Below are 17,697 nucleotides of genomic sequence, written 5' to 3'. Positions count from 1 at the left end.
TCCAGAGGGTTAACATTAATTGGCGTACATTGTAGCATCGGCGCATATCATTACCGAGTCTTGCGCATGTCTGAGTCAAAACGGCTATTCTTCGCCATTGAATTACCCACCACGCTTCAACGGCAAATTGTTCGGTGGCGCGCCAGCCACTTCCCCGCGGAAGCGGGCCGCCCTGTCGTCGCCGCCAATATGCACCTGACGTTAGCTTTTCTTGGCGAGGTGAGCGCAGAAAAGCAGCGCGCGTTAAGCGCAATGGCCGGACGCATTTCTCAGCCGGGTTTTACGCTGCATCTTGACGATGCCGGGCAATGGCTACGCTCTCGGGTGGTCTGGCTGGGGACGCGGCAGCCCCCTCGCGGACTGCTCCAGCTCGCAAATATGCTGCGGGCACAGGCCGCGCGCAGCGGCTGTTATCAGAGCCCGCAGCCGTTTCATCCCCACATTACCCTGCTGCGCGATGCGGGTCAGGCTGTTGCCATCCCGCCACCGGGCTTCCACTGGTCCTTTCAGGTGAATGAATTTGCGCTGTACGAATCTGCCTTTGTACAAGGACGCACCCGCTATACTCCGCTCCAGCGCTGGACGCTGGGCGATACGTTAAGGAATCCTGATGAAGTTTAGCCCTGCACTCCAGCCCGCCACGCTGATCCAGCGTTACAAACGCTTTCTCGCTGACGTGATCACCCCTGAGGGCGAAACGCTCACGCTGCATTGTCCTAACACCGGTGCCATGACCGGTTGCGCCACGCCGGGTGACACGGTCTGGTATTCCACATCAGAAAATACTAAACGCAAATATCCTCATACCTGGGAAATGACCGAGACGCAAAGCGGGGCATTTATTTGCGTTAATACCCTGCGCGCAAATCAGCTGGTTAAGGAAGCCCTGACAAATGGAATCCTTCCTGAACTGGTGGGTTACGGCACGCAAAAAAGCGAAGTGAAATATGGCGATGAAAGCAGCAGAATTGATTTTATGTTACAGGCGGAAGACCGCCCTGAGTGCTATATTGAAGTGAAATCAGTGACGTTAGCGGAAGAGGAAAACGGCTTCTTTCCGGATGCGGTAACGCTACGTGGCCAGAAGCATCTGCGGGAGCTAATGAGTGTAGCGGCGGCGGGCAAGCGCGCCGTGTTGCTGTTTGCGGTTCTGCATTCAGCCATTGAACGGTTTTCCCCGGCCCGTCATATTGATCCTAAATACGCGCAATTGTTGAATGAGGCACAAAAGCAGGGGGTAGAGATTTTCGCTTATAAAGCGGAACTTTCTGCCGATAATATGACTCTGAGATCCTCTCTTCCCATTGTCCTATAAGGGATTAGACGATTGACTAATAAGTGTTCTGGCCGCGTGCGCAAATACGCTTTTCCTCACAGGGTTGTCAAGTGTTACGTTTAGATAATTGCCATACGGAAAAGCATCTGCTATTTATAGCGACCTGATTTTTCCCCCAACACGGGGATCGATAGTGCGTGTTAAGGAGAAGCAACATGCAAGAAGGGCAAAACCGTAAAACATCGTCCCTGAGTATTCTCGCCATCGCTGGGGTGGAGCCGTATCAAGAGAAGCCGGGCGAAGAGTATATGAACGAAGCCCAGCTGTCGCACTTCAAGCGTATTCTTGAAGCATGGCGTAATCAACTCAGGGATGAAGTCGATCGCACCGTTACACATATGCAGGATGAAGCTGCTAACTTCCCGGATCCGGTCGACCGTGCCGCTCAGGAAGAAGAGTTCAGCCTCGAACTGCGTAACCGTGACCGCGAGCGCAAACTGATCAAAAAGATCGAGAAAACGCTGAAAAAGGTCGAGGACGAAGATTTTGGCTACTGCGAATCCTGCGGTGTTGAAATCGGTATTCGTCGTCTGGAAGCGCGTCCAACAGCCGATCTGTGCATCGACTGTAAAACGCTGGCAGAAATCCGCGAAAAACAGATGGCTGGCTAACGCCTTCCCTCTCACTACTCTGCTAAGGCGGGAGTTTCTCCCGCCTTGTTACCGTTGATATGTCTGAATCTCACTATATCGGGCGCTTTGCGCCATCTCCCTCCGGTGAATTACACTTCGGCTCATTAATTGCCGCGCTCGGCAGCTACCTACAGGCTCGCGCCCGTCAGGGTAAATGGCTGGTTCGCATTGAAGATATCGATCCTCCGCGTGAAGTTCCCGGTGCGGCAGAAACTATTCTGCGTCAGCTGGAACATTACGGTCTTCACTGGGACGGCGACGTACTCTGGCAGTCTCAACGCCATGATGCCTACCGTGAACGTCTGGCGTGGCTTGCTGAACAGGGCCTTTCCTATAACTGCACCTGCACGCGTGCGCGAATTCAGAGCGTGGGTGGCGTTTACGACGGCCACTGCCGTACGCGGCACAACGGCCCTGAGAATGCCGCCGTACGGCTGATACAGCGCGCTCCGGTGACGCAGTTTACCGATGTCCTCTCAGGAACCATTCAGGCGGATGATCGTCTGGCGCGTGAAGATTTTATTATTCACCGTCGTGATGGCTTGTTTGCCTATAACCTGGCGGTGGTTGTCGATGACCATTTCCAGGGCGTCACGGAAATCGTGCGTGGGGCGGATTTGGTTGAGCCTACCGTGCGGCAAATATCGCTTTACCAGCAGTTTGGCTGGACGGTGCCGGATTACATTCATCTGCCGCTGGCGGTCAATGAACAGGGGAGTAAGCTGTCAAAACAGAATCATGCCCCGGCGCTGCCTGACGGCGATCCGCGCCCGGTATTGATCGACGCGCTGCGATTTCTCAACCAGAATGTAACGCAGGAATGGCAGGATCTGAGTCTGGATGAATTGCTGAAAACGGCCATTGCTGACTGGACGCTTATGGCCGTGCCAAAAATCCAGCATTCTCAAATGCGTTGCGCTGAGCTATGATTAGCCGCTTTTTTGATAACAAAACACACTACGAGGTGTACTATTTTTACCCGAGTCGCTAATTTTTGCCGTAAAGTGCTGAGCCGCGAAGAGAGCATGGCGAATGATGCTATTGCACAGCCACACATGTCGGTCATTCCGCGTGAGCAGCACAATATTTCCCGCAAAGATATCAGTGAAAATGCCCTCAAGGTGCTCTATCGTCTGAATAAAGCAGGCTACGAGGCCTATCTCGTCGGCGGCGGGGTGCGCGATTTACTGCTGGGCAAAAAACCAAAAGATTTCGACGTGACGACCAGCGCCACGCCTGAACAGGTGCGTAAATTATTCCGCAACTGCCGTCTGGTTGGTCGCCGTTTCCGTCTGGCGCACGTGATGTTTGGACCGGAAATTATTGAAGTGGCGACCTTCCGCGGTCACCACGAAGCGGGCGTCAACGATCGCACAACTTCCCAGCGCGGCCAAAACGGCATGCTGCTGCGCGACAACATCTTCGGCTCTATTGAAGAAGATGCTCAGCGTCGCGATTTCACCATCAACAGCCTTTACTACAGCGTGGCGGATTTTACCGTGCGCGATTACGTCGGCGGTATGCAGGATCTGAAAGACGGCCTGATTCGCCTGATCGGCACGCCGGAAACGCGCTATCGCGAAGATCCGGTCCGAATGCTGCGCGCCGTGCGTTTCGCCGCCAAGCTAAACATGCGTATCAGCCCGGAAACCGCAGAGCCGATCCCGCGCCTGGCGACGCTGATTAACGACGTCCCCCCTGCCCGTCTGTTTGAGGAGTCGTTAAAGCTGCTCCAGGCAGGCTACGGGTTTGAAACCTACAATTTGCTGCGTGAATACAACCTGTTCCAGCCGCTGTTCCCGACCATTACCCGCTACTTCACCGAAAACGGTGACAGCGCAATGGAGCGGATGATTGCACAGGTGCTGAAGAACACGGATACCCGTATTCATAACGATATGCGCGTGAATCCGGCGTTCCTGTTCGCGGCCATGTTCTGGTATCCGCTGCTGGAAACGGCGCAGCGCATTACCCAGGAGAGCGGCCTCGCCTATTATGATGCGTTCGCGCTGGCGGCAAACGACGTGCTGGACGAAGGCTGTCGCACGCTGGCGATCCCGAAACGTATTACCACGCTGGTGCGTGATATCTGGCAGCTTCAGCTGCGTATGTCCCGCCGTCAGGGTAAACGTGCCTGGAAACTGATGGAGCATCCTAAGTTCCGCGCCGCGTTCGATTTGCTCTCTCTGCGTGCTGAAGTCGAAAGAAACCAGGAGCTACAGCGCCTGGCGCAGTGGTGGGGAGAATTTCAGGTCTCTGCACCACCGGAGCAAAAAGATATGCTCACGGATCTCGATGACGAGCCGGCACCGCGCCGTCGTCACCGTCGCCCGCGCAAGCGCGCGCCGCGTCGTGAAGGCACAGCATGACCCTGGCGTATATTGCCATCGGCAGCAATCTGGCCTCTCCGCTTGAGCAGGTTAACGCTGCCGTTCAGGCGCTGGGGGAGATCCCGCAAAGCCATATCGTGGCGGTCTCCTCCTTTTACCGTACGCCCCCGCTCGGCCCGCAGGATCAGCCTGATTATCTGAACGCCGCCGTGGTGCTGGAAACAGCCCTTGACGCAGAAACGCTGCTGGATAATACCCAGCGTATTGAGCTACAGCAGGGTCGCGTACGTAAAGCCGAACGCTGGGGACCGCGCACGCTCGACCTCGATATTATGCTTTTCGGCCACAAGGTGATTAACACCGAGCGCCTCACCGTTCCGCACTATGACATGAAAAACCGTGGGTTTATGCTCTGGCCGCTGTTTGAAGTCGCCCCCGATCTCACCTTCCCTGACGGCACCTCGCTGAACGCCGTTCTGCAAAGCCTCAACGCGGAAAAACCGGTCCGCTGGTAATCCCGTGTCACCCCCGATTAGCCATGTGTTAAATATGGTTAATCGATTGCCTAAAATCATTGTTCCCTCGAATGTTACTGTTAGAATGCGCAAAGATCCGCTTTTGGGCCATCAGGAAACAGTATGAAACCAACTACCATCTCCTTATTGCAGAAATGCAAGCAGGAAAAGAAACGCTTCGCCACTATCACCGCGTATGACTACAGCTTCGCAAAACTGTTTGCCGAAGAAGGGATCAACGTCATGCTGGTCGGAGACTCGTTAGGGATGACGGTACAAGGACATGATTCTACTCTGCCGGTCACGGTCGAGGATATTGCTTACCATACCCGCGCCGTGCGCCGGGGTGCGCCCGCCTGCCTGCTACTTTCCGATCTGCCGTTTATGGCGTATGCCACCCCGGAACAGGCCTTTGAAAATGCGGCAACAGTGATGCGCGCCGGCGCCAATATGGTCAAAATCGAAGGCGGCGACTGGCTGGTCGATACGGTGAAAATGCTCACCGAACGGGCCGTGCCAGTTTGCGGGCACTTAGGGCTGACGCCGCAGTCCGTGAATATCTTTGGCGGTTATAAAGTTCAGGGGCGTGGCGATGCGGCGCAGACGCTGTTTGATGATGCCCTGGCGCTGGAAGCCGCTGGTGCACAGCTGCTGGTGCTGGAGTGTGTGCCGGTTGAGCTGGCTAAGCGTATCACTGAGGCGCTGTCGATTCCGGTGATCGGCATCGGCGCGGGCAACGTCACCGATGGCCAGATTCTGGTCATGCACGACGCCTTCGGGATCACCGGCGGTCACATTCCAAAATTTGCTAAAAATTTCCTGACAGAAGCAGGCGACATGCGTGCTGCTGTGCGGCAGTATATTGCCGAGGTTGAGTCCGGCGTTTATCCGGGCGAAGAACACAGTTTCCATTAAGGAGTCCAGGTGTGCTAATCATAGAAACTCTGCCGCTGCTGCGCCAGCATATCCGCCGTGCACGTCAGGAAGGTAAACGTATCGCCCTGGTCCCGACCATGGGCAATCTGCACGACGGCCATATGAAGCTGGTCGATGAAGCGAGAGCCCGTGCAGATATCGTGGTAGTCAGTATCTTCGTTAACCCGATGCAGTTCGATCGCGAAGACGATCTGGCGCGCTATCCACGTACCTTGCAGGAAGATTGCGAGAAGCTCAAAAAACGTCATGCGGATATCGTCTTCGCACCGGCCCCCGCAGATGTTTATCCTCAGGGTACCACTGAAGCGACCTACGTCGACGTACCGGGTATTTCGACCATGCTGGAGGGTGCCAGCCGTCCGGGCCATTTCCGCGGCGTTTCCACCATCGTCAGCAAGCTGTTTAACCTGGTGCAGCCGGACATCGCCTGCTTTGGCGAGAAAGATTTCCAGCAGCTGGCGCTGATCCGCAAAATGGTTGCCGATATGGGCTACGACATAGAGATTGTCGGCGTGCCGATTGTACGTGCGAAAGATGGCCTGGCGCTTAGCTCCCGTAACGGCTATCTGACTGCGGAACAGCGTAAAATTGCGCCAGGCTTAAGCAAAGTCATGAATACCATGGCAGAGCAACTGCTGGCAAAAGAATTAACCGCAGAAGAAATCATCGCTCTGGCTGAACAGGCGCTGAACGAGAAAGGTCTTCGTGCTGACGACGTTCAAATTCGGGATGCCGATACGCTTCTGGAACTCTCAGATACCAGCAAACGTGCGGTAATTCTGGTGGCGGCTTGGCTCGGCCAGGCCCGCCTTATCGACAACAAAGTGGTTGAACTGGCGTAGTTTTACTACCCGGAAGTGAAAGGTAAACGTAATGATTCGCAAAATGCTACAAGGTAAGCTTCACCGTGTGAAAGTCACCCAGGCCGACCTGCACTATGAAGGCTCCTGCGCGATCGACCAGGATTTTCTCGACGCGGCGGGTATTCTCGAAAACGAAGCTATTGATATCTGGAACGTTAATAACGGCAAACGCTTTTCAACGTACGCGATTGCCGCTGAACGCGGGTCTAAAATCATCTCCGTTAATGGGGCAGCGGCGCACTGCGCGGACGTGGGTGATATCGTCATTATTGCCAGCTTTGTGATGATGTCTGACGAAGAGGCACGTCGCTGGCAGCCAAAAGTGGCATACTTTGAAGGCGATAATGAAATGAAACGTATTGCGAAGGCAATTCCGGTTCAGGTTGCCTAAGCCAATAGTACTGTTATAAATTACCCGACAAATAGGTTGGGTAATTTATACATAATTAAAATGAATAGCGTTCTTTTTATATATTTTTATTAATATATTCAAGTCACCCTGCCGAACACCTGCTCATCAAAATGATGAACAATTATTATCATTCACTATTAAATAATCATATTGACTTAAAGATCGTTTAAGTATTTCTAACGCCTAACGGCTTCTCACAACCATTACTCATCACTTAGAATCCTTTTCCCGAAGCATCTGTTCGGAACGAACATAAGCCTTGCTTATGTTCACTTTTCTAGCATTTAAATATGGATATAAAAAATGTCTTTTAATAAATTAGGTCTGGCAACTGTAGTAGCAATGGTTCTGAGTGCGGGTTCTGCAATGGCAGCTGATATTCCTTCAGATACAGGCACTATTACTTTCCACGGTATGGTTTCTAATAACACCTGTAAAGTATCCCTGGATCAGAAGATTGACCAGGATGGTAATGATTTTGACGTTAACCTGGATACCGTGTTTGTAAAAGACTTCGCTAATGCGCTGGGTACCACCAGCACCCTGGGAGAAAAGAAATTCTCCCTTACCCTGACAGGTTGTGATTCTGCTACCGTCAACCAGGCATCTGCTCAGTTTGATTCCTGGGCGGGTTCTTCTTCAACTTCCGGCGGTCTGCTGGTTCCACCATCAAATACTCAAGGCGCCGCTAAAAACGTCAATCTGGTACTGTCAAACGATGGCAACTCCGCTACCGATCAGATCAAACTGGATCAGACCAACAATACCCAGAAAGCAACGATTGATACCACAGGCGCAGGCGCACTTTACTACCGTGTAGCGTATACCCAGGGTCAGAACTGGGATGCGGCCAACAACCCAGTGTCAGCTGGTGTGGTTCAGGCACAAGCTGCATTCACCATGATCTACGAGTAATTTTAAGCGTATAAATAAAATGCTCATATTATCCCCTGACGTACGTCAGGGGACTATTGATATCATTCCAACAGGAAGTGGAAAAATGTTAAGCACATCATTTTATAAAGGATTTAAAGCTGCCTGCTTTACAGCTGCTGCTGTCGCGTCATTCCAGGCAAGCGCAGATATCGTTATTTCGGGAACACGTATTGTTTATCAGCAGTCGCAAAAAGATGTCATCGTTTCTTTAGACAACCGTGGCAAAAAACCACTATTAGTTCAATCATGGCTCGATGACGGTCGCGATGACACCAATCCACAGGAATTAAAACTACCGTTTATTATTACTCCACCAGTATCCCGAATTGATCCGCAAAAAGGTCAATCCGTTCGGATCTCGTACCTGGGTGGTTCATTGCCGCAAGATCGCGAATCCCTATTCTGGTTCAATGTGCTCGAGATTCCACCGAAGTCAAAAGTGAAAGACGGTGAAAATCCTAACCAGCTCCAGCTGGCATTCCGCACACGTATTAAACTCTTTTTCCGACCTGACGGCCTGAAAGGTACGCCAGGAGATGCAGCAGCCAAAGTAACGTGGTCACAACAAAAACAAGGTAATACGCTAAACCTGATCGCACACAATGATTCCCCTTACAACGTATCTATTTCAAATGTAAAGCTGAAATCAGCAAATAAAGAGTACCAGGTTGAGCATAAATCTATTTTACCGTTTAGTACTCAAATTATGCAGGTAAAAGGTTTAGGTAGTACTGCCACCGGCACTGTTGCTTACGAAACCATTAATGACAATGGCGGCTCTGATACTTTTGAAAGCAAAGTAAATTAATAACCGCACCACCGCCACATTATAAATATAACACGTATGAATGATTCATAGCATTCATACGACGACTTGTCTGGATGAAGCATGCTATTTCAACGATCAATTTTATGTCTCGCAATCTGTGCAGCATTTCCTCTGCATGCCAGCGAGACTGAAAAAAAAGCTGTAGACACCTCATCCGAAACAGAATCGGCCATTGAATTTAATGACCAGTTCCTTATCGATAATGGTGGAGGTATCAATGTCGATCGTTATGCTTATGGCAACCCAGTTCTGCCAGGTACTTACCGTGTAAAAGTGAATTTGAATGGCAATTCAAAATCCACGGTCGAGATGACATTCATTGATAACAAAACGCCACGTGCCTCAGCATGTCTGACTAAACTCACGCTGACACAGGCAGGCGTTGATACCAGCATACTAGGCGATGATGTCAAAAACGACGAAACGTCTTGCGTAGATATCAAAAAATATTATCCCGGTGCTTCTGAAAATTTTGATAGTAGCAAGCAGGAAATGGATCTTAATTTCCCGCAAATCTACGTGCTTAAGCTTCCAGCAGGGTATGTCGATCCTTCATTATGGGATAATGGTGTTCCGGCCGGATTACTCTCATACGATCTTAATACCTGGCACAGCGAGTCAAACGGCACCAATTCAGATACCGCTTATGCGGGCTTGCATTATGGCCTGAACGTGGGGCCGTGGCGTTTACGTTCTCGCGGCAGTCTGAACTGGGACAGCGATAATGGCACACATTATTCCAGCCAGGATATCTACCTCCAGCGAGACATCACACCACTTAACGCACAGATGGTAATGGGTGATTCCTACACACGCGGTGATGTCTTTGACTCGGTGAGCCTGCGTGGTGCGCGTATGTATAACGATGACCGCATGCTCCCGGAAGGCACCTCTGGCTACGCGCCAGTAATTCGTGGTGTGGCAAACAGTAACGCCAAGGTTAGCGTAACGCAAAGCGGCAATAAAATTTATGAAACCACCGTTCCACCCGGTGCTTTCGAGATCAATGACCTCAGTACAACAGGCTATGGCAATGATTTGATTGTCACTGTAGAGGAAGCCGATGGAAGTAAACGGACGTTTACCGTTCCGTTCTCCTCAGTTACACAAATGCTCCGCCCAGGCTCCAGCCGCTGGGATGTGGGTTTAGGTGAGCTGAATGATGATTCATTGCACGATAAGCCAAACGTTGGCTACGCAACTTACGCGTATGGTCTGAATAATACCTTTACCGGTTACGTGGGTGCGCAATATACGGATATGGATTTCTACGCCGGCCTGCTTGGTCTGGCTATGAATACCCGTATTGGTGCATTCGCATTAGATGTTACCGGGTCCTATGCCGATATCGACGGGCTGGACACGCTTAAAGGGCAAAGTTATCGGCTGACCTACAGCAAAATGCTTGAAGCTACTAACACATCTCTTAACGTGGCAGCTTATCGCTTCTCTACAGAAGATTATCTCAGCCTTAACGATGCCGCCTCATTGCAGGACAGTATTCATCACGAGGAATATGGCAATCGATCTTATGACAGCAATGCCGAGCTTTATGCTGATTATCAGCGTACCAAAAACCAGATACAGGTCAGCCTGAATCAGCCATTGAATGTTAACGGTGATGAATACGGCTCACTCTATATTAGCGGCACCTGGCAGGATTACTGGAATGACTCTAGCTCCACTTCCGACTACAGCGTGGGTTACAACAATAGTTTTGCTTACGGTAGCTATAGCGTTTCTGTGCAACGCACGTACAACGAAACAGGGGAAAAGGATGACAGCGTTTATTTAAACGTCAGTATTCCATTCAGCATATTCAATAAAGATAGCGCGCAGTCAGGCGGATTCAATAACGTCAACATGAGCCTGCGCACTGATTTAAAAGGCGGTACCAGTTTTAACTCTACGGCAAGCGGCAACTCCAAAAACAGTGAAGTGAGCTATTCCGTTAGCGCCTCATCAAGCGGGGGCAACTACGGCAACCTGAACCAGGTCAGTGGCTATAGCTCATGGAACAGTCCTTACGGGCCGCTCGGTGTCTCAGCGTCCTTTGGCGATGACAATAGTAAACAGTATTCCGCGAGTTATAACGGCGGAATGGTTGTCCACTCGGGTGGCATTGTATTTACATCCGGCAGTATCGGCGAAACGGATTCACTTGCGCTGGTAAAAGCAAGTGGCGCAACGGGTGCTCGGCTGGGTTACGGCCAAAGCCGCATTAACAGCTCCGGGTACGGGATTATGCCGTATATGTCAGCCTACAGAGAAAACCGAGTATCGCTCGATATCAGCACTCTCGAAGCAGACGTTGAAATCAAAAATACCAGCGCTGTTGCCGTACCTCGCAATGGCTCCGTTGTATTAGTGAATTTTGAAACGGATGAAGGTCGTTCGCTTGTTCTGGAATTACAACGTTCTGATAACGGCTTTATTCCGTTAGGTGCAGACGTTCTGAATGAGAAAAACGAATCTATCGGAACGGTAGGCCAGGCAGGACAAGCTTATGTACGCGGTGTGGAAGACAAAGGCGCTCTCCGGGTGGTATGGGGAAGCGATGGATCCAGCTCTTGCACGGTGCATTATCAGATTCCTGAAAATGCGAAGAAAGCAGGCTTAACCACGATTCTGAGTAATCAACAGTGCCAAATGTAATGATGTTAAAACAGGGAATCACACCCATGGGAAATAATATGAAGAAAAATCATTGCGGTTATTCATTAATCGCATTAGCAATGTTAGCGATGTCAGGTTCTGCTGCGGCAGCCGATCTCAATGTTAACTTCACTGCCAATATCCGCGAAACCACCTGCGATATGAAACTGGTCGGCGGTACGGGTTCAGATACGCAGCAAACGCTGACTATCGGTAATAACGGTCAGGTACGTTTAGATGATGTCAAAGCCGGAACGGCAAATGCCAATTTCAAAATTGTGCTCGTTGAATGCCCGGCGTCGCTAACCTCGTTAAAAACAACCGTAAAAGGAACCAAATCAGGTTATTTAGCTAGCGGCCTTGTTAACCAGATTGCAAAAACTAACGGTGGCGCTGATTACTCTGCGGCTGAAATCGCCAGAGCCGATGCACCAAATACTCCTTTTATCATTAACTCAACCCTGGATTCAGAGCGCCTGGTCTGGAGTCCGACAGAAATCCAGAATAAGGAAGTTGCTCTGGTGGCCACCTTACGTGAAACAAAAGAAAACAGCATGACCATTGGTGATTTTCAGGCCGTGGCGACCTTTGAATTTAGCTACGAGTGATTAGTGCAGGAAAACGGAGCAACATTATGAAATTCAATTCTACTTTTATCGCCCTGTCCGTTTCTGCTCTTCTGTTCTCGGGAATGGCAAGCGCAGCAATTACAGGCACCCCTAGTGTCGAATTAACGATTAAATCAAAAATTGTATCAGGCACATGTACCGCAAAAGTACTTAACGATGCAGGCACAGCCTCCACTGAAATTGCGTTCGGCGACGTATACAAATCCGATCTGGTGAACAAAACCCGTGTCGAGCCGCTCAAGATTAGTTTCACCAACTGTTCTGGAGTAACCAAGGCAACGGTGTCCGCTGCGAAAGGCGCTGGTGGTGAATGCAGTGGCGTCAACAAGACGGGTGATTCTTACTCTGGCGGCTTAGCAACGGGCTTTGAGATCTGGTCGGGTGTTGTCGATACTGGCGAGCTTATGAGCTGTAACACGCCTCCGGCTGCTAAGGATGTCACCATTACTGATGGTACCGGTGAATTCCCGATGAATTCCCGTATCGTTATCGGGCAAGGCCAAACCATTGCTGATGTAGGCGCGGGGGCGGTTACTGCGCCAGTCACGTTTACTATCGCTTATCCATAATACCAGGAACCAGTATGCAACAATCACCGTTTATTTTATACCAGCCCGGTCTTGTGTTGCTTATGGGCTTGGCTGGTGGCATTTTGCCTGGCGTAAGCCAGGCAAGCTCAGGATTAGACGTAAATATTACCGCTAACATTGTTAATAGCACCTGTAAGATGACCGTGGAAAATGACGGCGAAATTTATCTCCCCAATGCGATGCGCAGTTGGTTTTATAACCCGGATGGTAGCGATCGTTTTACTGCAACCGATGATGCAGGCGGTACGCCTTTTAAGATCCATGTAGATGATTGCTATGGAGACAGCAGTACGGCTAAAAAGCTGAGTTTTAGCTTTTCGCCGCAGTCGGGTTTCTGGCCAGGACAAAATCAGGTTTTCAAAAGTGATGATACCGCCGCAGGCGCGGCAAAAAATGTCGGCGTCGTCGTTTTCTCTGAAAAATATAAAAAGAATGTTTTAAACAACGACGGCACGTCAAAAATCACTTATGACGTAAGCGGTCAGGATACTGCATTTTTAACGGATTATCAGTTCTATGCCCGATATCAAAATATTGGCGTAGTGGCTGGTGGTGTCGTTACCAGTAAAGTATTGGTTGACGTCACTTACGAATAATAATCAGAACAGGAAAAAGGATGAGAATGTTCAACTTTATAAGACAGGGTTTCAACGTGAAAGGCACAATGACGTTTGCCATGGCGAGCGCGTTATTTACCCTCAGCCACTCCTGCTGGGCAGGGGAGTGCCAAATGAATAATGGAAAAGGCGGCACAACCACGCTAATCAATTCTGACTACTCAGGTGGCACCGTACGTCTTCCCCCTCCGGGTAACTACGCCAGTACTCTTTTTAACGTTAACCTGACACCAGGCATTCAGGCCAAATGTGGTCCGGGGGACGATGGTTTTAACCTCGTGTCACAAACAAACCCGACCTTGCTAATGGGGAGTAGTTATGGCAGGGCTATGTTTGAAACAAATATTCCGGGGATTTATTATTCCGTAAGGGTGCACACCGCAGAAAGCACTGGAGGCATGGGTGGTTACTTCGCTATGAATACTACTGGCTGGACTACCGTTGCCTCCTCCGGAAAATCTGACCCGTGGGATGAAAAATGGATAAACACCTCAGTTCAAATTTATATTGATGAAGGTTACAGAGGCAACCCGAACAAAGAAACCTCAATCAGACCCAAACCCGGCACTCTGGGTAAAATGGCTATTGGTAATCCAGATGATAGTGACAACCAACCATGGACATTTATGGTCAACGAGGACTCATTCCAGATCCCGATCGTTCTTCCAACCTGCGACATGGCCATGCTATCGGATGGTACTAATAATGTTAACCTGGGAGAATATTATGTTTCAGACATTAAAAACAATCGGGTTAAGGATATCCCTTTTTCCATTAGCTTAAGCAATTGTACCGGTGTGGCAAATATCACAACCAAACTCACCACCTCAAAGCTAACCGGAAAAAACAATGATCTTCTTGGTAATACGCTTACGTCCGGAGCTGAGGGCGCAGGCGTGAAAATCATGTATAACGGAACCTCTCAACTTCTGCCGAACAATCCTGACTCATCCTATGTCATAACGGATTACCAAACCCCTGAATCCAAGCAAATTAATTATGTTGCTCAACTGGTAGCAAACGGAAACACAGTGAAACCGGGGTCGTTTAAAGCCACCGGCGTATTCACCCTTTCATACGACTAACCGCTATCCCTGCGGCTGATTACTGATCAGCCGCGACATCGTCTCCAGTGAATCCGTTCTTAAGATATACAAACGCTTCAACAGGAACGGATTATCCCCCGGCTTCACCTTCCCTTTCATCGTCGTCACTGCCAGATGAAAACCAGCGTCATTCGCTGCCTTTATCGCTTTATTGTCATAGCCGCCAAATGGATACGACACATACAATACGCGCGGGTTGAACTGAGCCAGTGCACGACGTGAGCGTTCAAAATCAAACAGGATCACGTGATAGCTACGGCTCAACAGGATGGGGTGTTTATAGCCATCCACGCGATGCAGGAAATGAGTGTGAGACTGAATGTCGAACACATCCTGGATGCCCTTGATTTCCTGAACGCTCATAAACTGTAGCGATTTTGGATCCCACTTCTGCGGATGGCCTTTGATTCGGGATGAAATTATAAACGCCGTCGCGTTGAAGCCATATTCTTTCAGCACCGGATACGCATAGCGGCTCACCGATTTGAGGCCATCATCAAAGGTGATCACCACCGCTTTCGCGGGCAGGTTCATCTTGTTACGCACGTACCCTTCAAGCTGGTACATCGTCAGCGTGGTGTAGCCCTGATCGCGTAACCAGGCCATCTGATTATTAAACGCACGTACGCTGGTCGTCGTGGAGGTATGTCGAAAACGGGTGTTCTCTTCATCACGCAAAATATGATGGTAGGTCAGAACCGGTAGCCCGTTATCTTCCTGCGCATCCAGGCTGCTTACCCATGCCAGACGATTACCGATACGGATCTGGAACCAGGTCTGGTTCAGGCGGTCTTTCAGCTTATTCAGAATCGGATAGCGAAGATTAGCGCTTAAGGTGCCAAAGGGCGCGCTTCCGCTGCTGGGGGCGTTATACACCGGCGTGTCTTTCCAGGTAATGAGGTTTTGATTACTGAGCGGCTTGTTCAAGTCACCCAGGCTATCCTCAACGCGTTGTTTGCCCTGAACTTTTTCAAGGTGGTCTTTATCAATAAACCCCGTACCGAATCCGAAACGAAATTCATAGTAATCCGCCGCGGCCGGAAAGACAGCGAGGATCTGCCCGGCGCGGACATTCCCCACATTCACAACGGCATTTCCCACCTGCGCCCAGATGGCCGCATCTTCGGTGGTTTGCATATATTGGGCAGGAAGGCCTTGCTGACTGGTCAGGCTGGCAGACGCACCACCGGAAACCACGAGCAGAAGGATAAAGATAACGCGCTTGAGCATGGAATATAAATCGACACAGAAAATCAGCCGCCATTGTAACAAAAGCGGCATCAATACCAATGTTTAATGCTTATACAGATCGTGAAGCAGAACAAAAGGCGGGTTCTTCTGCTGCTGGTGCCACAAGCTGCTCACGCCCGGCGAGCCCTGCGCCACAATGGCGTGACGAAATTCAGCGCTGCTCAACGTTGCGCGCAGCGGATACATCGCTTCGAGTAAAGGCAGGCTGATACCGGAGATTACTTCACAGTTATCGTGCTTATGGCTCATTAGGGCAGCCGCACGGTATGGCGCCGCGCCGGATCTGTCAGTGAGAAAAATCACGCCATCGCCGGTGTCGGTTTCATGCAGCGCGTCACACATCATCCGGCTGAGCATATTGGTGCTCAGCCCTCGCCAGTAATTTACCGCACGACATTGCGCCAGGGGGCCAAATCGGGCCTCCAGCTTAAGCAGCATTTCCTGTGCCTCTTCATCGTGGCAGGTGATCACCAATCCTAGCATCTGTTCACTCCTTTGCTCAGATAAAAACTCAACTGATTATAGACTGCGTGAGTGTGATTACGTTCAATTTTAAAGATTAATTATTTTAACAATTGTATTTAAGAACAATTAACTATAACTAGCAACTCGCAAATGAAAAAATCATAAAAGGATACATTACCAAAGGGGATAACATGCAAAGCTACGATTTAAAAATAATGGGTGGCCGAACTCAAATTGGATCAGGATGGGGTAATAACGAGCATAAACTCGTTGCGCTTGATAAAATAACTCTAGCTCCAGTCATTGTTGACTGGAGCTACGAGGATACTCCTGAAAAAATTTTTACTGGTAGTCGATTTACCGATACGGAGCCAACAAAACGGCTTTTAGTCAACTCTGATATATACGTGCGTGGCAGCCTGGTTAATATAAGCAATATAGGTGGAGCAGGTGCTTCCTTCGCCGCTATTCAGGATAATGGTATGGTCGTCGCATGGGGATTGCCGGGAGAAGCGGATACTACCCCAACCAGTGATCGTAACCATGATGTTCAAGTTGTCTGTGGCTCAGAAGAAACCTCAGTAGGTATTAATAAACTTAATCAGATTTTTGTATGGGGACGAACCTCTGATGAGCCTATCCCCGAAGATATTGCAGCCCTTAACGATATAAGTTTTGTGAAAACTTTTAAAAAATGGGGTGAATATGAGTATAGTGCTTTCCTGGCCATAAGAAAAAACAAACAAATTGTGCAATGGAACGATGTTGGGTTCCCTTGGACAATGCCTGAACATATTGCAGAAATGAAAGATTTTATTGCCATAGAATCCACCGATGGTGCATTCGCTGCGATAAGAGAAAATGGCCATGTCGTTGCATGGGGAGATCCAAAATCTGGTGGCAGACTACCGGAACATTTAAATGATATATCTGATGCCACAAAGATATTCGGCAATCACGATACCTTTCTTGTTCTGCACAAAAGTGGAAAGATCTCCACATGGAGTGAAGCTGAATATAACAGCATAGCGCCAGAATACATTACCACTCTCAGCGACATCAAAAATATTTACCCCTTTTATGGTGGTTTTATTGCATTGCGGGAAAATAACATGCTGGTCTCATGGGGTGATCATGCTGAACCTATCCCAGCCGAAATAGCCTCGCGCTCAGATATAATCGATGTTCAGGTTGGAAGAAACCAGGCTGCCGCAGTACTTCTTCCGGGAGGCAAAGTCTTCTCATGGGGTGAATTGTCGAACCCTTATTTTATACAGCAACCAGAAAATCTATCAGAGGTAATATATATTTGCGCAGGAGCAGACTGTATAGCCGCACTCAAAAGAGATGGCAGCGTAGTTGCCTGGGGCCATCCCGATCAGGGCGGTGATACTTCTCCTGTTGCGGATGAGCTATATAATATTAGAGCAATCTATAGTTCTACTTATGGATTCTGCGCCCTTCGCAATGACGGAAAGGTAATCGTTTGGGGTGAATATGGGGGGGATATGCGCAATGTTCCTCCAGAACTTCAGAACAACATTACTTATGCATGGGAGTGAGTAATATGTCCCGGTGACGCGCACGTCGCCGGG

19 protein-coding genes are annotated in these 17,697 nt (G+C 49.7%); 17 read left to right on the top strand and 2 right to left on the bottom strand.

Annotation, left to right across the window (positions count from 1 at the left end):
• Positions 1-66: 66 nt before the first annotated feature.
• The 16 genes from thpR to ACNQ0T_RS12180 all read left to right on the top strand — a co-directional run bounded on the left by thpR (position 67) and on the right by ACNQ0T_RS12180 (position 14,365).
• Positions 67-621: an RNA 2',3'-cyclic phosphodiesterase gene (thpR, locus tag ACNQ0T_RS12255; protein ID WP_003856249.1), complete on the top strand. Its 555-nt coding sequence runs from the start codon at positions 67-69 to the stop codon at positions 619-621.
• Entirely contained in the window at positions 611-1,315 is a 705-nt protein-coding gene (gene sfsA / locus ACNQ0T_RS12250) for a DNA/RNA nuclease SfsA (protein WP_023299353.1), read from the top strand. Before thpR ends, sfsA begins: the two co-directional genes overlap by 11 nt.
• A gap of 176 nt (positions 1,316-1,491) precedes the next feature.
• The gene (gene dksA, locus ACNQ0T_RS12245) at positions 1,492-1,947 is read left to right on the top strand and encodes an RNA polymerase-binding protein DksA (protein ID WP_001155232.1); all 456 of its coding nucleotides are present in this window, start codon (positions 1,492-1,494) and stop codon (positions 1,945-1,947) included.
• A 59-nt stretch (positions 1,948-2,006) separates the two neighbouring features.
• Positions 2,007-2,897, top strand: a complete 891-nt coding sequence (gluQRS, locus tag ACNQ0T_RS12240) for a tRNA glutamyl-Q(34) synthetase GluQRS (protein WP_022647088.1) — start codon at positions 2,007-2,009, stop codon at positions 2,895-2,897.
• A 42-nt stretch (positions 2,898-2,939) separates the two neighbouring features.
• Positions 2,940-4,337: a polynucleotide adenylyltransferase PcnB gene (gene pcnB / locus ACNQ0T_RS12235; protein ID WP_071785222.1), complete on the top strand. Its 1,398-nt coding sequence runs from the start codon at positions 2,940-2,942 to the stop codon at positions 4,335-4,337.
• Positions 4,334-4,813, top strand: a complete 480-nt coding sequence (gene folK / locus ACNQ0T_RS12230) for a 2-amino-4-hydroxy-6-hydroxymethyldihydropteridine diphosphokinase (protein WP_038415362.1) — start codon at positions 4,334-4,336, stop codon at positions 4,811-4,813. The genes pcnB and folK overlap by 4 nt, the downstream gene beginning before the upstream one ends.
• A 123-nt stretch (positions 4,814-4,936) precedes the next feature.
• A complete protein-coding gene (gene panB / locus ACNQ0T_RS12225) occupies positions 4,937-5,728 on the top strand; it encodes a 3-methyl-2-oxobutanoate hydroxymethyltransferase (RefSeq protein WP_022647086.1) in 792 nt (263 codons plus the stop codon).
• Between the two features lie 11 nt (positions 5,729-5,739).
• Positions 5,740-6,591, top strand: coding sequence for a pantoate--beta-alanine ligase (gene panC / locus ACNQ0T_RS12220; protein ID WP_022647085.1), 852 nt, complete (start codon positions 5,740-5,742; stop codon positions 6,589-6,591).
• A 31-nt stretch (positions 6,592-6,622) separates the two neighbouring features.
• Positions 6,623-7,003 (top strand): aspartate 1-decarboxylase, encoded by a 381-nt coding sequence (panD, locus tag ACNQ0T_RS12215; RefSeq protein ID WP_022647084.1) that lies wholly within the window; start codon positions 6,623-6,625, stop codon positions 7,001-7,003.
• Positions 7,004-7,327: 324 nt separating this feature from the next.
• Positions 7,328-7,939: a fimbrial protein gene (locus tag ACNQ0T_RS12210; protein ID WP_023299349.1), complete on the top strand. Its 612-nt coding sequence runs from the start codon at positions 7,328-7,330 to the stop codon at positions 7,937-7,939.
• Positions 7,940-8,024: 85 nt separating this feature from the next.
• Positions 8,025-8,768 carry a fimbrial chaperone gene (locus ACNQ0T_RS12205; RefSeq protein ID WP_022647082.1) on the top strand — a complete coding sequence of 248 codons (744 nt, stop codon included), beginning with the start codon at positions 8,025-8,027 and terminating at the stop codon, positions 8,766-8,768.
• 81 nt (positions 8,769-8,849) lie between these two features.
• Complete coding sequence (locus ACNQ0T_RS12200; protein ID WP_417930095.1) at positions 8,850-11,444, top strand: outer membrane usher protein; 2,595 nt, start codon at positions 8,850-8,852, stop codon at positions 11,442-11,444.
• Between the two features lie 38 nt (positions 11,445-11,482).
• Complete coding sequence (locus tag ACNQ0T_RS12195; RefSeq protein WP_032625598.1) at positions 11,483-12,052, top strand: fimbrial protein; 570 nt, start codon at positions 11,483-11,485, stop codon at positions 12,050-12,052.
• Positions 12,053-12,078: 26 nt separating this feature from the next.
• Positions 12,079-12,642 (top strand): hypothetical protein, encoded by a 564-nt coding sequence (locus tag ACNQ0T_RS12190; protein WP_023299346.1) that lies wholly within the window; start codon positions 12,079-12,081, stop codon positions 12,640-12,642.
• A gap of 14 nt (positions 12,643-12,656) precedes the next feature.
• Complete coding sequence (locus tag ACNQ0T_RS12185) at positions 12,657-13,259, top strand: fimbrial-like protein (RefSeq protein ID WP_417930093.1); 603 nt, start codon at positions 12,657-12,659, stop codon at positions 13,257-13,259.
• A gap of 20 nt (positions 13,260-13,279) precedes the next feature.
• Complete coding sequence (locus ACNQ0T_RS12180; RefSeq protein ID WP_050581694.1) at positions 13,280-14,365, top strand: fimbrial protein; 1,086 nt, start codon at positions 13,280-13,282, stop codon at positions 14,363-14,365.
• Between the two features lie 3 nt (positions 14,366-14,368).
• Here ACNQ0T_RS12180 and ACNQ0T_RS12175 read toward each other — a convergent pair whose 3' ends face one another.
• Positions 14,369-15,616: a polysaccharide deacetylase family protein gene (locus tag ACNQ0T_RS12175; RefSeq protein ID WP_032670914.1), complete on the bottom strand. Its 1,248-nt coding sequence runs from the start codon at positions 15,614-15,616 to the stop codon at positions 14,369-14,371.
• Between the two features lie 63 nt (positions 15,617-15,679).
• Positions 15,680-16,120, bottom strand: a complete 441-nt coding sequence (locus ACNQ0T_RS12170) for a PTS sugar transporter subunit IIA (protein WP_023299342.1) — start codon at positions 16,118-16,120, stop codon at positions 15,680-15,682.
• 173 nt (positions 16,121-16,293) lie between these two features.
• On the opposite strand from ACNQ0T_RS12170, the gene ACNQ0T_RS12165 reads away from it, so the two are divergent.
• Positions 16,294-17,664, top strand: a complete 1,371-nt coding sequence (locus tag ACNQ0T_RS12165; RefSeq protein WP_048966468.1) for an RCC1 domain-containing protein — start codon at positions 16,294-16,296, stop codon at positions 17,662-17,664.
• Positions 17,665-17,697: the final 33 nt, after the last annotated feature.

The organism is Enterobacter cloacae complex sp.6700776 (assembly GCF_048284255.1).
Taxonomy (GTDB): Bacteria; Pseudomonadota; Gammaproteobacteria; order Enterobacterales; family Enterobacteriaceae; genus Enterobacter; species Enterobacter intestinihominis.
This window is presented reverse-complemented; position numbering and strand designations above follow the sequence as displayed.

Excerpts from the sequence above, each read along its gene's own strand:
- folK (WP_038415362.1), top strand. The coding sequence starts at position 4,334 with ATGACCCTGGCGTATATTGCCATCGGCAGCAATCTGGCCTCTCCGCTT.
- ACNQ0T_RS12180 (WP_050581694.1), top strand. The coding sequence starts at position 13,280 with ATGAGAATGTTCAACTTTATAAGACAGGGTTTCAACGTGAAAGGCACA.
- ACNQ0T_RS12185 (WP_417930093.1), top strand. The coding sequence starts at position 12,657 with ATGCAACAATCACCGTTTATTTTATACCAGCCCGGTCTTGTGTTGCTT.
- ACNQ0T_RS12205 (WP_022647082.1), top strand. The coding sequence starts at position 8,025 with ATGTTAAGCACATCATTTTATAAAGGATTTAAAGCTGCCTGCTTTACA.
- ACNQ0T_RS12210 (WP_023299349.1), top strand. The coding sequence starts at position 7,328 with ATGTCTTTTAATAAATTAGGTCTGGCAACTGTAGTAGCAATGGTTCTG.
- ACNQ0T_RS12190 (WP_023299346.1), top strand. The coding sequence starts at position 12,079 with ATGAAATTCAATTCTACTTTTATCGCCCTGTCCGTTTCTGCTCTTCTG.
- panB (WP_022647086.1), top strand. The coding sequence starts at position 4,937 with ATGAAACCAACTACCATCTCCTTATTGCAGAAATGCAAGCAGGAAAAG.
- ACNQ0T_RS12200 (WP_417930095.1), top strand. The coding sequence starts at position 8,850 with ATGCTATTTCAACGATCAATTTTATGTCTCGCAATCTGTGCAGCATTT.
- ACNQ0T_RS12165 (WP_048966468.1), top strand. The coding sequence starts at position 16,294 with ATGCAAAGCTACGATTTAAAAATAATGGGTGGCCGAACTCAAATTGGA.
- panD (WP_022647084.1), top strand. The coding sequence starts at position 6,623 with ATGATTCGCAAAATGCTACAAGGTAAGCTTCACCGTGTGAAAGTCACC.
- ACNQ0T_RS12175 (WP_032670914.1), bottom strand. The coding sequence starts at position 15,616 with ATGCTCAAGCGCGTTATCTTTATCCTTCTGCTCGTGGTTTCCGGTGGT.
- dksA (WP_001155232.1), top strand. The coding sequence starts at position 1,492 with ATGCAAGAAGGGCAAAACCGTAAAACATCGTCCCTGAGTATTCTCGCC.
- thpR (WP_003856249.1), top strand. The coding sequence starts at position 67 with ATGTCTGAGTCAAAACGGCTATTCTTCGCCATTGAATTACCCACCACG.
- sfsA (WP_023299353.1), top strand. The coding sequence starts at position 611 with ATGAAGTTTAGCCCTGCACTCCAGCCCGCCACGCTGATCCAGCGTTAC.
- gluQRS (WP_022647088.1), top strand. The coding sequence starts at position 2,007 with ATGTCTGAATCTCACTATATCGGGCGCTTTGCGCCATCTCCCTCCGGT.
- ACNQ0T_RS12170 (WP_023299342.1), bottom strand. The coding sequence starts at position 16,120 with ATGCTAGGATTGGTGATCACCTGCCACGATGAAGAGGCACAGGAAATG.
- ACNQ0T_RS12195 (WP_032625598.1), top strand. The coding sequence starts at position 11,483 with ATGAAGAAAAATCATTGCGGTTATTCATTAATCGCATTAGCAATGTTA.